Source organism: Peribacillus muralis (assembly GCF_001439925.1).
GTDB classification, from domain to species: Bacteria; Bacillota; Bacilli; order Bacillales; family DSM-1321; genus Peribacillus; species Peribacillus muralis.
This window is the reverse complement of record NZ_LMBV01000025.1, coordinates 1-15074: the sequence shown is the minus strand read 5'-3', so window position 1 is coordinate 15074 and position 15074 is coordinate 1. Positions and strand designations below refer to the sequence as shown.

Sequence of the window (15074 nt, the reverse complement as noted above, 5' to 3'; positions counted from 1 at the left end):
AAAAAGTATGTGAAATTTTGTACTTAAACTAACAGGTGCGTTAGTTGCATAAGACATGAGATCACAGAAGATCCTTGGCGTAGGTTGTTTTTAGCAGCATAAATGTCTGTTTTATGGAATCTTATTTATGAACTGGAATAACAGATTAGTCAATGAGTGCTCTTTTAACTTTGTTCAGCAATCGGGCCAGATAATGGAATAAGATTTATTAAGCTAATAGCAGGTTAGTTCTATTTTTATCATTTGAAAAGGATATCAACTAAGTCATATTGAATTCTCATATTAGTGAGAAGGAAAAGCAATATACAATTGAAAAACGATTCGAAAATAAAGGAGACAATTATGTTAACCACACAACAATTACAAGCTATTAAAAAACTACAAAAAGAGTGCGAAACTCAAGATAATTTACAACTGAAACTTAACTGGGATATGCTAGAAAATCGCGAATCTAATCAACTAGACTTTCTTCATTATGAAAAAGATGAACTTGTCGCGTTTTTAGGTTTGTATTCTTTTGGATCTACTGTCGAAGTATGCGGCATGGTGAAACCAAGTGAACGACGTAAGGGACAATTCCGCCTTTTGTTCAAAAAAGGGATGGAAACAGCTAAACAAAACGGATACAAGAAAATCTTATTGAACGCACCTGCAGGATCACATGTAGCAAAAGCTTTTTTGAATAAACAAGGTGCTGTTTATGCATTTTCAGAACATCAAATGGAGTGGCAAGAAAGCTCCCTAGAAACAGTAGAGGGTTTAACACTGCGAAAAGCAAATGTAGATGATTTAGACATGCGTGTACGTTTATCCGTTGAAGCGTTCGGTATGGCCAAAGAAGATGCCCTATCAGTGGAAAGTTTGTTCGATAGAGAGGGAGACACCGACATGTTAATGATTGATGTGAACGAAAAAACGGTAGGGAAAATTCGTGTAAAACGAAAAGATAGGCAAGCTTGGATATATGGTTTTTCCATATTGCCAGAGCATCAAGGCAAAGGAATTGGCAGAAAAGTGTTGCGTCGAGTCATAAAAGATCAAAGTTCAGATGGTTATTCGGTACACTTAGAAGTTGAAACGAAAAATGACCATGCTCTAGGGTTATATGAAGCAGTAGGATTCAAAGCTGTACATTCACAAGATTACTATACATATCAACTTTAAAGGCGAGTCGATTTGGCACGCTTTTTCTGGGGGTCATTTGGACTCACTCCGATCAATTAGAAAGTAAAAATCACCGTCATACGCCCTAAAAATAAAATACTGCCAAGTCGGAATTTTTTTATTGAACTAAAGGGTCCAATTGTTGAGTAACCAGCTTTTTTGTCACGTATTTTTCGATAAACCATTACTGATGAATAACTTTTTTTTGAAAAAGCCGCATTCCTCAAACGGGGAAATGTGGCTTTTGTTAGTTGAGAACCGGGGCTACCATTTGGTGGCCTTTTTGCTTATTGAACTAAAGGGGCAGGTTAGTTGCATAAGGCGAACATGTCATTTACGTCGCATAAGACACAAATTGTGATGTTAATGCTGGTTATTTGATGTATAACCACACAGTGGTAAAAACAATTTTTTTAATTATTGGCTCTGTTAAAGGATGTTGTTGATTTTCTTGATGAACTAAAGGGACAGTTTAGTGTAACAACAATACAGTTTTTTTTATGGCGATGAAAATTGTTAACAACGTCTAAAGATTTTTAAAGTGTTACATCCAAGGTGGATGAACAGAGTTTACTGTAAAAGATTTATAATATGCCAAAATAGTGATCAAGGTTATTTTGATCACTATTTTTGGTTCCAAATGTACATCTGTCGGTCTTGAATCATTAATACCAATGAGTCCTTACTTGAGTTTTTTTGAATTTTTAGAGCCTTTCCTAGATCTGGTGTCTCGTTCTGTTGGGTTCATCAGTATTGTCCTGAATTGGACAAACGAATCTGTCGTTACCTCAAACAAACAAATGACTCGTTGAATATTCGTAATAAATCTTTTCATTCCGAGTAAAAATTATTCGTGAAGTCGGTAATATTCTTGGTGGGTTAGCTGTCTGAGTCTTTTTGCCCCCCCTTTTTTTAGATAAAGTCCAATTTTATAGACAAATATAAAACCTAGATTCCATTCATTAAGGTACCTAACCTCGTTTTTGATAACGTAAGTAACGTATTTCGGTAGTTTATTAGAAAAAATGATTCACATAATTGTTGAATTATCATTATGCAGAAATAACAGAATTATCTTATAATTTAGACAAGCCATAATTAAATCAATTTAACATAAAAGAGAAAGAAGTGTTAATATGCGGAAGTATAAAAAATCATTTGAAGAGCTAGTACAAGAGAACAAACTAGAATTACTAAAAGATAAACAAGCACTAGAAAATATTGAAAAGCGAATAGAGAAACGCCATGAAATTAAAAAGTTAGCTTAAAAAGAGGGTGCCTCTAAAGGGTCGTTAAATAACGAATTTTCGAGGCATCTTTTTTTCTTCTTAGAAATCCTTTATCTTTGAATACTTTCTTAATGCCTTCTTTCAATAAAACATCAGCAATGCTCTTCCTCAATCGGGGGCACTTGTAAAACAGGCGTCTTTTTTTTTGTTTATTATACAATGTGGATTGACGAATAAAGTAAATTTTACTCTAGCATAGATATGGATTTATTGATTTTATTAATATTTGCAGACTAATTAATAATAATTTGCAAATAATAAACAAAAACCCATAAATCAATCACGGGGTTGCCTTTTACCTGAATTAATCATAATGGAGGTTCAATTAATTATGGAAACAACGAGCTATAAAGGCACCAATAAAATGATCATTGGTATTGTGTTCGGAGTTTTCACATTTTGGCTCTTTGCTCAGGCGATGGTCAATGTGGTTCCGGCTGTTCAGAAAGATTTAGGCATTTCACTTGGTACATTAAACATTGCAATCAGCTTAACTGCTTTATTCTCTGGGTTGTTCATCGTTGCTGCTGGGGGGTTAGCAGATAAAATCGGAAGGAAGAAAATGACATATATCGGGTTAATCCTGAGTGTTATTGGCTCCCTTTGCCTAGTATTAGCACAAGGGTCTTTATTATTGATTACCGGTCGTGTCATTCAAGGACTTTCAGCAGCATGTATTATGCCTGCAACTATTGCGTTAATGAAAGCTTATTTTGAAGGTGCTGAACGTCAACGTGCTCTAAGTTATTGGTCGATTGGATCTTGGGGTGGCTCAGGAGTTGCTTCTTTCGCAGGTGGTGCAATCGCAACGTATTTGGGCTGGAAATGGATTTTTATCTTTTCTATTATATTCTCTCTACTTAGTATGTGGCTGATTAAAGATACACCAGAAAGTAAAGGAGAATCAACTGGTGCATTTAAATTCGACTACACTGGATTAGTTATTTTTATTATCACAATGGTAGCATTGAACGTATTTATTACATATGGTTCAGATTTAGGCTGGACAAGTCTAATTACAATCGTTCTAGCAGTTGTGACAATTATTGGAGCAATTGTTTTCTTTAAAGTTGAAAAAAGTAAAGATATTGTTTTAATTGACTTTTCATTATTTAAAAACAAACCATATTCTGGTGCGACTTTCTCAAATTTCTTGTTAAACGCGATTGCTGGTACACTTGTTGTCGCAAATACGTATGTCCAAGTAGGTAGAGGCTTTAATGCATTTCAATCAGGTATGCTTTCTCTTGGTTATTTAGTAGCCGTGTTAGCAATGATTCGCGTTGGTGAGAAAATACTACAAAAGACAGGCGCAAAATCACCAATGGTTTGGGGGGCTTTAATAGCGACAGTTGGTGTAGCAATTATGGGATTAACCTTCTTACCTGATTTAGCATATACAGTGATTGTTTTCATTGGTTTTGCTTTATTTGGACTTGGCCTTGGGATTTATGCGACCCCATCAACAGACACATCTGTATCAAATGCACCTTCAAACAAAGTCGGAGAAGCTGCAGGGATTTACAAAATGGCAAGTTCCCTTGGTGGAGCATTCGGTGTTGCGATATCAGCTACTGTATATAGTTCAATTTCCGCAGCAGGAAGTTTGGAAATGGCTGCAACAGCCGGAATTATCGTAAACGTAATATTCGGCGTTCTCTCCATTCTTTCCATTATTTTTATGGTTCCAAGAGACGCAGGAAAAACAGGAACTCAAAAAGAACCAAAAAAACAAAAAACACCAAATCCTGTACAACCAGAGTCTAGTCATTAAAGGAGAATTGACAGATGTTATTGAACGAATTAATGAAAAAGTTAGATGATAAAAAAGACCGTATCATTGAGATTCGCCGCTATCTTCATGAACATCCAGAACTTTCTTTCCAAGAAGAACAAACGTCTAAATATATTGCCGATTTTTATAAAGAAGTCCCTGTGGATTCAGTGGAAACAAACTTCGGTGGTGAGCGTGGTGTTGTTGTAACCATTAAAGGTTCGAAATCAGGTAAAACCATTGCAATCCGTGCAGATTTTGACGCCTTACCAATCAAGGAAGAAACAGGTCTGCCTTTTGCGTCAACAAACGAAGGTGTTATGCATGCTTGTGGTCATGATGGTCATACAGCATACATGTTGATACTAGCAGAGACATTAGCTGAATGTAAAGATCAATTAAAAGGTACGATTAGAGTGATTCACCAACCAGCAGAAGAAACTCCTCCAGGAGGTGCAATCGGAATGATTAAAGCCGGTGTCCTTGATGGTGTAGATGCAATTATTGGGATCCATGTCATGTCTACAATGAAAACAGGTCATATTTATTACAGAAGCGGGAATACGCAAACAGCAAGATCCTATTTTAAATTAGTTGTTCAAGGTAAAGGCGGTCATGGCTCATCACCACATTTGGCAAACGATGCGATTGTGGCAGCAAGTTCATTCATCATGAATGTACAAACCATCGTTAGCCGCCGTATCAACCCATTTGATGTAGCTTCAGTTACTATTGGTAATTTTGATGGAAAAGGTACATTCAATGTAATCAAAGATGCGGTGACAATTGAAGGAGATGTTCGAACAATGTCTCCTGAGACCCGAGAAATCGTAGAGACAGGGGTACGTGCTTTTACGGAAGGATTAGAAAAATCATATGGGGTAAAAGCGACGCTTGAATATAACAATGACTATCCTGTTCTATATAATGATCCTGACGTCACGGAACATGTTCGTCAAGCTCTAGAACAAGCATCCATTCCAGAAGTAAAAGCTGTTTTGGAAACACCACCACAGCCTCCTTCAGAGGATTTTGCTTATTATCTTGAAAAAGTACCAGGATGTTTCTTCTATGTTGGTGCCATCCCTAAGTCAGGTGAAGCATACCCACATCATCATCCTAAATTTGATATCAATGAAAAAAGTCTTATCATTAGTGCAAAAGCTATGGCAGCTGTTGTAGCTTCTTACTGTGATGGTGGTAATGAAATTTTCTCTGAATAAAAATTAGGGTTCTGGCGCAAAAGGATTCAGACAGCCAACCCAACATGAATATTACCGACTTCACGATCAATTTTTATTCGGAATGAAAAGAACTTAGCCCTTAAAAAAGTTTTTGATTTATTGTTGACCATATTCTGCTCATAGGGTAAGCCTAAGAATTAATAAATTCATTCACCATTACATAAGCAGGCATTTTCTTTCTAGAGTTTTCGTCTAAAGATGGAAGGAGTAAGATTTGTATTTTGCTTAAATACTTTTGAAAATTGTTGGGGATCATCATATCCAACTGATTGAGCAATCGTATTTATAGGATGGTCAGTATTTGTAAGTAGCTCTTTAGCTTTCCGAATTCGAATTTCTGTTAAGTATTCCTTAGGACTCATGTCCAATTCCTGTTTAAATAATCGATGTAAGTATGAGCGGTCAATTGCTAAAGAATTCGCAAGCTCGGAAATTTGTAAATCTGTTTCATAATTATTTCGAATATACTGTAAAGCTTGTACAAATAATGTATTTTTCTTCCTTGATTTATTAATTTTATCTTCACTAGGGAAAAGAACGCTTAAATGAAATAAGATTTCTAATGAGATCTTTAAAAAGATTCGCTTATTGATTCCGTTGAGAGTGGAGTTAAGTCCGAATTAATCAATGAGTGCTTGCGAAGCGGTTGTATTAATTTAATCGTTATCAAAGAAAAGAAAGTAGCAATCCAATAAAGAATTGCTACTTTCTTAAACTACTTTTAATTCAAATTTTGCACAAATGTCCTTTTTATCATGTATTCAAGTTATGAAACTATCAACTGCCGAAGAAGTGCCATGATGTTAACTGAAATTGTACATGTTATATAACCAGACAGACAAAGTCCACGAGAAAAACACTCGTGGACTTACTCCATTGTGCTACCACGCCAAGAACTGGAAGGATCTAACTAAAAGTTATGGAATATATTTTTTGATATCAAACTGACTGATTTAATCAAACATCTAAATCTAAGTAAACAGCATAATCAAACCCGGCTCGTTTATTTTTCTCCGGCACCCGCTTGAATTCCCGGAAACCAACCTTCTCATACAGGCGTATCGCGCTGTGATTCGTGTCATAAGTCTCGATGACATACTTGTCATAACCCTGGTCCTTAATTGCCTCCAGCATCAGGCCCCGGCCAATTCCCTGGCCCCGAAACTTGGGCGCCGTCCCCACAATATCAAAGGAACCTGTGCCAGCCTCCAAGGAAAACGGATAGACAGGATTCGCTAAATACTTATTGACAACCCCATAAGCAATGGTGCCTCGCAATAGACCCAACTCCCGCCGCAAGACTTTCTTATCCAAGGTCATAAACGGCGACTTCCGATCCGTGACAGCCACAAAAGATGCAACCTCGCCATCGGCTACCGCCACATAATAATTTTCCAAGACAAAACAATGGGCAAACGCCCGAGCCAGCTTTTCCTTATCTTTAGTCAGTTGCTTCAACCACTGATACCAGCCCTCCACAAAAATCCGGCTCATATCCAAACGCGGATCAAAACATGTCCGATCTGCTCTAATGTACGTCATATCACTCACGCTCTTTCCATAAAAATTCTTTTTCATTACAGGTGTAAGGCTTGCTACGATTCCACCTCCGAGGTGATGGGTAAGTAGTAGTATATGTATAACCTATAACTATTCGCCTATTCCCAACATTATACGCTGCAGTATGTACCAGCCTTAAAAAAGGGTGAGCAAGGGCTATTTGTTATGGCTGCCCCCCCTTAGAGTATTTTCAAAGCCCTGAATATTAATATTTGAAAGGATATTTAAAAATTTTGTGGATAACAATACATAACCAGCGGGGTGACAGAATGAAACAGAATGTATGGGAGCAAGAATATAGAAATGAAGATAGTTTATGGGGGTTCAATCCTAATAATATCTTATCTCAATATGTTGATATGCTTCCTGAAAGCGGCGAGGTCTTAGACATAGGTATTGGAGAAGGAAGAAACGCCCTTTTTTTTGCTAAACATTCGGGATATCAACTCTCATGATGGGGATACTGGGCCAGCGAACGAATGCATTAGCTTAACAAGCCATTAATAAGTCGGTTCCTTATAGTACAGGAATTCGACTTTTTTTAGGTTGGAATTTGCTTAGCGTATAATATCTGCGTTTTGTCGGTAGGACTCCGTGTAGAGCTTTTTCTTTCATTAGAAGAATTCTACATTTCTACAATTTATTCACTCAAAATTTACGCATGTAAAATATTACATTTACAAACTAACTGTATATTATTAGTTGTATACAAGAAGGATACTGTTAGGGGGAGAGCCAATCCAATCTCGGTTTTTAATAAGTTAGAAGAAATTAGTAGGATAAACAATGATATAAAGAGTAAAGTTCTAATGTATTTAGTGTCTAGCAAAATCGAAGTTAAAGCAAAGAAGGGGAAAAACAAAATGATGAAAAAATTATCAAAATTCATTCTAACAGTAGGACTTGTATCCACTTTGGCAGCGTGTGGAAATGGAGAGGGTTCATCATCTTCCACTTCAGCTGACACTGAAAACAAAGGGTGGCCGAAAGAACTGACTTTAGTACAAATGCCAAATGAAAACAATCCAAATGCAGCTTCTATGCATACAAGCTTAAGAAATCACCTTTCTGAAGAATTAGGTATTGAAGTGAAAGAGTTTGAAGGCGGCAGCTACGCTGTTGGTATTGAAGCTCTAGCAAGTGGGAATTTAGATGTTATGCTCGCTAGTCCAATGAGCTATTACCAAGCACACAAAAAAGCAGATGCGGAATTATTAGTTACTCCTCAAGTAGAGGGCCTTGAATATTATACTGCTTTTATTACAAAAAAAGATAATGACGAAATCAACAAAATGGAGGATTTAAAAGGAAAGAACTTTGCGTTTGTAAATGCGGCTTCTTCTTCAGGCTATCTTTATCCAAAGGGGACCCTGGTTAAAGAGTTTGATCTAGATCCAGATTCAGTCGAGCAGTCAGGCTACTTTTTTGAAAATGTTACCTTTTCAGAATCTCATCCAAATAGTGTCATGGGGGTAATGATGGGTGACTTTGATGCAGCAGCAGTAGCTAAAGGTCAGTTGGATAGTATGATTGAGGCAGGAACCATTAAGGAAGATGAATTCAAAATTATCGGACGTACAGATGATATTCCTGATGCTTCATATATTGTTCGTGGGAATTTACCAGAAGATTTTAAAAAGGCCTTAAGAGATGCGTTTGTATCATTTGAAGATGAGAAATATTTTGAAGCAGTTCATAATGATCCAAAGGCACGCTTTGTAGCGACTGAACAAGACTATTATGCTCCTACAATAGAAATGCTTGGTGCTATTAATGCGTTAGAGGAAGAAGCAAAATGAAGCCATTATTAACAATAAAAAATTTAGTTAAGGTCTATGGTAAAGATACACGTGCTTTGAATGGGATTTCTTTAGATTTTTATCCAGGTGAATTTATTGTTGTAATTGGTCCTTCTGGTGCTGGAAAGTCTACTTTTATCCGCTGCATCAATCGCCTTGTTGATCCGTCCGAAGGGGCAATTATATTTGATGGGCAGCATATGGAGAAACTGAGCTGGAGGAAGTTGCGAAAGGAAAGATCAAAAATAGGGATGATTTTCCAGCATTACAACTTAGTTGGTAGAACGAATGTAATTAAAAATGTCCTTCATGGTCAATTGAGCAACGTTCCTTTATACAAGAGTTTGCTCGGGCTCTATCGTTATGAAGATAAAAAAGAAGCTGTTGAACTTCTTAAAAAAGTGGGTCTCCAAGACCAAATTTATAAACGGGCCGATGAGCTTTCTGGAGGGCAAATGCAGCGGGTTGGAATTTGTCGAGCAATCTTGCAGAGGCCAAAGCTACTGCTTGCGGACGAGCCGATCGCATCGCTAGATCCTCTCTCTGCCAATATTGTCATGCAGCAGCTGCATACAATTTCTCAAGAAAAGAAATTAACTTGTATTGTGAATCTGCACCAAGTTGACTACGCCAAAAAGTATGCTACACGAATTATTGGGATTAAAAAAGGGGCGGTTGTTTTTGATGGAGCCCCATCTCGATTAACGGATGCAATGATTCGAGATATCTATGAAGGAAAAGAATCGCAATTGAAGCTTAAGGGTGAGAGTGGAATGCAATTGGCGGTGGGACAAAACGATGAATAATAAAACAATTCATAAGATCCCACTCGATCAAAGAGATTCTAAAAGAACCTTTACGGTTGTGGCTGCTATCTTTGCAATGTTGATTTTTTCAGTTGTTTATTTAAAGATTTCTTTTATAGATATGTTCATGGGCTTACCAAGCTTTGTTATGTTTTTCTTTGAAAAGTTCTTTCCGCCTAACGCGGAGAATTTAAAACAGTATATTCCTTCCGTGGTCGATACGCTCGGTTATGCGGTTATCTCAACCTATATTTCTACAATTATTGCGTTTATTTTCGGGATTTTAATCTCTGAAAATACTAATAAGTTTAAAACATTAAGGGTGATCACCCGCGGTTTTGTATCAATATTACGAAATATTCCTTTTATAATTTGGGGTGCCTTATTGGTTTATATTTTCGGTATAGGCGGGATTGTTGGAGTTTTGGCGTTGATTCTTGTAACAATCGGATTTTTAAGTAAAAGTTATGCAGAATCGATAGACGAAATTTCAGGAGACAAGCTTGAGGCGTTACGAGCGAATGGTTCCTCTTATTTTCAAATCTTGTTTCATGGTGTCATCCCGCAGTTTGTTCCAGCTTGGATTAATTGGACGTTATTTGCCTTCGAAATTAATGTCCGTGCTTCCGCTGTTTTAGGTCTCGTCGGGGCCGGCGGTATTGGCGTCTTAATTGATACAAATATTAATTTGTTCAAATATGAAGAAGCATTTTCCATTATAGCCGTTATTGTCATGATTATTTTATTAACGGAGTTAGTAACCAATTCGATTCGTAAACGTTTCGTCTAATTAACTAAGGAGATTGTAAACACAATGGAGCACATTCGAGTCACTTCAAAAGGAAGTTTAGGCAAGTCACTTCTTCTTGTTCTTATATTGGGAGCTGTGTTTATTGCAGCTGTAAATCTTATCAATTTAGATATGCTGAAATTTTATGAACGGTTAGAAAATGTTCCCGACGTCTTAAGTCGAATGATGGCTGTCGATTTTTCAATTGTTCCTGATGCACTTTTGAATATTGTGACCAGTTTAGCATTGGCGTTGTTAACATTGTTTGTGGCTGTTTTTTTAGCCATGTTTTTAAGTTTTTTAGCAGCATCGACTATTGCACCGAATCGATACTTAGCGATTTTTATAAAAGGTTTCTTCGCCATCATTCGTTCTGTTCCTTCATTGGTTTGGGGGTTAATGGTGATTGCAAGCCTGGGGTTTGGCAATGTGTCAGGATTTATTACAATTTTGATTTCTGCTGTCGGCTACCTGGTAAAAACGTTTACAGGGAGTATTGAAGAGTCGGGTGGCGAGATTATTGAAGCGATGAAGTCAACAGGGGCTTCCTGGTTCAAAATTGTTTATCACGGATTGATTCCGCTCTGTATTACCGCTTTTTTTGCTTGGATTACAGTTTGCTTTGAAATGAATGTTTCTGAATCAATCGGTTTAGGAATTATTGGGGTTGGAGGAATAGGTCTTTTATTAACACAAGCGATTAATACGTATAATTATGGACAAACAACGACGATTGTCATTATGATTTGTTTACTCATGGTTGTGCTTGAATTCGTGATGACGAGGATGAAAAATATTATAAAATTTGGAAACAGTTGATTATAGGAGGATATTAATATGAAAAATGCTAAATTAAATTGGGTTCGCCTGCCCATTGATAGTCTAGAAAATTGTCGGGAGTTAGGTGGGTACAGCACAAAAATTGGACAACAAACAAAGTGGCACTCTTATTTAAGATCAAGTGACATGAGTAAGCTCACTCAAGAGGACAAAGAATTTTTAAAAGAATACGGGGTTAAAACCGTCATTGATCTGCGAGGGGAAGATGAAATTGAAACTCATAAAAATCCACTTGCAGATGAGGATTTTTGCCAATATCATAACATTCCTTTTATTACCGGGCGAGTTTCAAATATTACTCTATCTTCACATGAATTTTTCATAGAAGATTTCTATGTTGATTTATTAGAGCAAAAAAACGATCAAGTGAAGAGAATTTTTGATGTGATTGATCAGGCTGAAGAAGGCTGCATCGTCTTTCATTGCGTGGCCGGAAAAGATCGAACTGGGATCTTAGCTATGTTGCTGTTAGGATTAGCAGGTGTAGAAAAGAAGGATATTGTTTCGAATTATGAAGTAACCTACACTAATTTGGAGTCCTTACAACAGAACGAAAATAAATTTGGGAATATTCCAAAGGAGTACTTGTATTCAAATAGAGACTATATCCTAAGAGCATATGAGTACATCCTTCAAACCTATCATAGTGTCGACCAATATTTAATGGCAAAAGGTGTGGAGCAGGATGTAATTGACCGAGTGAAGCAACGGTTTTTAGGTCTATGTGAAACTGTGGCATTATAGAGTCATTTATAAGTTAGGAGAAGAAGTGTTAGAGCAGCACTTCTTTTTTCATTCTCTCAATGTTTGGAATCACAAACAATAATAATGATGGTTTTAACAATCTAACTTATTATAGACCAATTATAATATTATATAGTAGATTTGTTTTATTTCCGATTAGGGAAATTAACCTTACGGATAAATGTGGGGTAATATAGAATTATTGTCTATGTCTGTTGAAAGGAATTGTAAAAATGACCCAAGACTCTCTTGTTGACATTGCTTATACGAAAATTCGTGAAAATTTAATTACTGCAAATTTTATGCCAGGAATGCTTTTATCAGAAAATGTATTAGCAAAAGAACTAAATATGAGCCGTACTCCTATTAGAGGCGCAATTTCGCGTTTAGAGTCAGAGGGATTTGTCTCATCTATTAAGAATCGTGGAATTTTCGTGAAAGAGCTTTCTATGAAAGAATTACTAGACATATCGCAAGCAATCCTTTATTTGCAAGAATTTACTGTAGATGAAGTAGAGGCAAGGGGACTTTGCTTCGATCTTGAGAAATTGAAAATGTATTTAGACATGCAACTTGAAGCAGAAATGAATGATGACTATTATAAGTATATTCAATACTATATTCTTTTTAATCGTTGTATGATATTTTCTGCAAACAATAAAGTAATGCTAGAATTCATGGATTCGTTGAAAGATAGATTGGTGCAAATGGCTATGGTTAATTGGAAATTGACCCCTAACCAAAAGCATTATTCTGGAAACCAATTAGATAATTTAATTTATGACGCACTTTGTTCGCAGAATTACTCCAGCGTTAAGCAGATTTTTAGAGAAACATTCTTAAACAACCGAGAAAGAATCATAATGTCCACGGCATTTTAAAACCATTTTGACAATGACACAAAAATAATATCAATCAAAGACTATCTGAATGAATCACCTATATAACTTTTTGCACCAGTAACAAAAAGGTTTTAATTAATGATAAGTTCAATAGTATAGGGGAATTCACATCCAAAACTACTGTTAAATTATCAATTGTTCACCATTGAAGTCTTTTCTGACCGGAAGCTTTATTATGGAACTTCTGAATATTAATAACTTGGGGTGAGGGGAGAAAGCAAATGAACCTAGAACTGATGGATATTTTTTGCATGGAATATGACTTTAGTTGGGATAAAGAGACCTGGTTTTTACCTTTACAATCTGCTCTTGAGGGTTTAAATTCCACAGATGCAAGCTGGCAACCCCCTGGGGGAGGGAATACAATTTGGCAAACTGTGAACCATCTGAATTAATCCTGCAGAGACGGTAACAACAGAGAAATTAAGAACAAATTAAAAGCCATTTGAAGTTCTGAATAAAAAAAGAAGCAATTTATACCATGTGTGAGTCAACATGTTTACAGTAAATCGCTTCTCTCCTTATGCTGGCTGGGAATGTGATGTACTGCAAATATGATTATATATAGAGTGATTTATACAATTTTTATTATCTTAAGGAGGAATATCAGTGAATAAAGAAGTCATTGCAATTACAGAAATCCCTAATTTCCAGACACGTGCTGAAGAGTTTTTCCCTTTAAAGTGGTATAAAGAAATGCTTCACAATCATTCTGTTTATTTTCACGAAGAGACGAATACATGGAATGCGTTTAAGTATGAAGATGTTAAACAGGTGTTAACCAATTATGAAGTCTTTTCAAGTCAAGGGCCTAGAAGCGGTCTTTTTGTGGGCGATAATAAAAAGCAAAAAAAACCTTCACCTATAACAATGATTACGTTCCTTGATCCTCCTGATCATCGAAAAGTGCGTTCCTTATTGGCAGCAGCTTTCACTCCCCGCAGTTTAAAAGAGTGGGAACCTCGTATTCAACAAATTGCGACGGAGCTTGTAGAAAAAATACAAGAAAATTCGACGATTAATTTTGTGGAAGCTTTGGCGTCCCCTTTACCTGCTCTAGTAATAGCCGATTTATTTGGCGTACCTGCACAAGGTCAAGGTCAGTTTAAAGAATGGGTTGATATTTTGTTCCACCCATACGACAAAGAAAGGTTAGAAGACATTGAACAACAAAAACAAAAGGCAGCGAAAGAATACTTTGAATACCTTTATCCTATTGTAGTTCAAAAGCGTTCGAACCTTTGTGATGATATTATCTCTGATTTGATTCAAGCTGAAGTAGATGGGGAAAAATTCACGGATGAAGAGATTGTACAGACAACTATGTTACTTTTAGGGGCAGGTCTTGAAACAACTAGTCACGCAATAGCCAATACGTTCTATTCATTGCTTTATGATGACAAGTCTTTATATGGAACACTAAGAAATGATATAGGATTAGTCCCAAAAGCCGTTGAAGAAATGCTTCGATATCGTTTTCATATTTCAAGAAGAGATCGTACGGTCAAACAAGATAATAATCTATTAGGGGTTGAGTTAAAAAAAGGGGACGTAGTCGTTGCTTGGATGAGTGCATCCAATATGGATGAAAACATGTATAGCGATCCTTTCTCTATAGACATTCATCGTTCAAACAATAAAAAGCACCTGACTTTCGGAAGTGGTCCACATTTTTGTTTAGGTGCACCTCTTGCACGATTAGAAATGAAAATTGCATTAGAGGCATTCTTACAAAAGTTCTCTTGTATCGAATCAGTAGAAGGGTTTGAATTAGAAAAAAACTTAACTGCTTCTGCTACGGGACAGTCCTTGACTTATCTACCAATGAAAGTTTATAAGTAGGAATTTAAAAGTTCCTTTTACTTATCTTATTAGGATACTATAAATGGATATGTAAATTGGAAAAGAAATTGTTGGATGGTAGGTAAGAATAACGACAACAAAAATTAACTTCCTTATTTACGGAGATTGAGTTGAAAAATGAAGGTTGCTCCGGCAACCTTTTTGTTGTTGTGATAACGAAGCAGGTTAGTAGTTAAAAGACTAATTAAGAAACTATTACATATTCTTTATATAAAATGTTTTTTTATCATTATGGAGTTAGTATAGTTTCATGGACACATTTTAGTTAAGTCCTTACAATGATTTTTGAGAGGATGTGT

General features: G+C 36.3%; 15 protein-coding genes. 13 read left to right on the top strand and 2 right to left on the bottom strand.

The window, feature by feature from the left end; translation table 11 throughout:
- The first annotated feature begins 342 nt into the window (after positions 1-342).
- The 4 genes from ASU00_RS20405 to ASU00_RS20395 all read left to right on the top strand — a co-directional run bounded on the left by ASU00_RS20405 (position 343) and on the right by ASU00_RS20395 (position 5450).
- Complete coding sequence (locus ASU00_RS20405) at positions 343-1164, top strand: GNAT family N-acetyltransferase (protein WP_057915301.1); 822 nt, start codon at positions 343-345, stop codon at positions 1162-1164.
- Between the two features lie 1136 nt (positions 1165-2300).
- A complete protein-coding gene (locus ASU00_RS24750; RefSeq protein ID WP_082630528.1) occupies positions 2301-2432 on the top strand; it encodes an FbpB family small basic protein in 132 nt (43 codons plus the stop codon).
- 352 nt (positions 2433-2784) lie between these two features.
- Positions 2785-4227, top strand: a complete 1443-nt coding sequence (locus ASU00_RS20400) for an MFS transporter (RefSeq protein ID WP_057915300.1) — start codon at positions 2785-2787, stop codon at positions 4225-4227.
- 14 nt (positions 4228-4241) lie between these two features.
- Positions 4242-5450 (top strand): M20 family metallopeptidase, encoded by a 1209-nt coding sequence (locus tag ASU00_RS20395; RefSeq protein ID WP_057915299.1) that lies wholly within the window; start codon positions 4242-4244, stop codon positions 5448-5450.
- Positions 5451-5650: 200 nt separating this feature from the next.
- On the opposite strand, the gene ASU00_RS26990 is transcribed toward ASU00_RS20395, so the two are convergent.
- Complete coding sequence (locus ASU00_RS26990; RefSeq protein WP_413783535.1) at positions 5651-5935, bottom strand: helix-turn-helix transcriptional regulator; 285 nt, start codon at positions 5933-5935, stop codon at positions 5651-5653.
- 493 nt (positions 5936-6428) lie between these two features.
- The gene (locus tag ASU00_RS20385; RefSeq protein WP_082630524.1) at positions 6429-7049 is read right to left on the bottom strand and encodes a GNAT family N-acetyltransferase; all 621 of its coding nucleotides are present in this window, start codon (positions 7047-7049) and stop codon (positions 6429-6431) included.
- 251 nt (positions 7050-7300) lie between these two features.
- Between ASU00_RS20385 and ASU00_RS20380 the strand changes: the two genes are divergently transcribed.
- The 9 genes from ASU00_RS20380 (at position 7301) to ASU00_RS20345 (ending at position 14754) form a co-directional block, all read left to right on the top strand.
- Positions 7301-7486, top strand: a complete 186-nt coding sequence (locus tag ASU00_RS20380; protein ID WP_057915297.1) for a class I SAM-dependent methyltransferase — start codon at positions 7301-7303, stop codon at positions 7484-7486.
- A 408-nt stretch (positions 7487-7894) separates the two neighbouring features.
- The gene (locus ASU00_RS20375) at positions 7895-8830 is read left to right on the top strand and encodes a phosphate/phosphite/phosphonate ABC transporter substrate-binding protein (protein ID WP_161809762.1); all 936 of its coding nucleotides are present in this window, start codon (positions 7895-7897) and stop codon (positions 8828-8830) included.
- Positions 8827-9636, top strand: coding sequence for a phosphonate ABC transporter ATP-binding protein (gene phnC, locus ASU00_RS20370; protein ID WP_057915296.1), 810 nt, complete (start codon positions 8827-8829; stop codon positions 9634-9636). Before ASU00_RS20375 ends, phnC begins: the two co-directional genes overlap by 4 nt.
- Positions 9629-10426, top strand: a complete 798-nt coding sequence (gene phnE, locus ASU00_RS20365; RefSeq protein ID WP_082630522.1) for a phosphonate ABC transporter, permease protein PhnE — start codon at positions 9629-9631, stop codon at positions 10424-10426. The genes phnC and phnE overlap by 8 nt, the downstream gene beginning before the upstream one ends.
- A gap of 24 nt (positions 10427-10450) precedes the next feature.
- Entirely contained in the window at positions 10451-11245 is a 795-nt protein-coding gene (locus tag ASU00_RS20360; RefSeq protein WP_057915295.1) for a PhnE/PtxC family ABC transporter permease, read from the top strand.
- Between the two features lie 18 nt (positions 11246-11263).
- Positions 11264-12010, top strand: coding sequence for a tyrosine-protein phosphatase (locus ASU00_RS20355; RefSeq protein WP_057915294.1), 747 nt, complete (start codon positions 11264-11266; stop codon positions 12008-12010).
- A gap of 233 nt (positions 12011-12243) precedes the next feature.
- Positions 12244-12891, top strand: coding sequence for a GntR family transcriptional regulator (locus ASU00_RS20350; protein ID WP_057915293.1), 648 nt, complete (start codon positions 12244-12246; stop codon positions 12889-12891).
- A gap of 242 nt (positions 12892-13133) precedes the next feature.
- Positions 13134-13307 carry a DinB family protein gene (locus ASU00_RS25545; RefSeq protein WP_161809761.1) on the top strand — a complete coding sequence of 58 codons (174 nt, stop codon included), beginning with the start codon at positions 13134-13136 and terminating at the stop codon, positions 13305-13307.
- A gap of 214 nt (positions 13308-13521) precedes the next feature.
- The gene (locus tag ASU00_RS20345) at positions 13522-14754 is read left to right on the top strand and encodes a cytochrome P450 (protein ID WP_057915292.1); all 1233 of its coding nucleotides are present in this window, start codon (positions 13522-13524) and stop codon (positions 14752-14754) included.
- Positions 14755-15074: the final 320 nt, after the last annotated feature.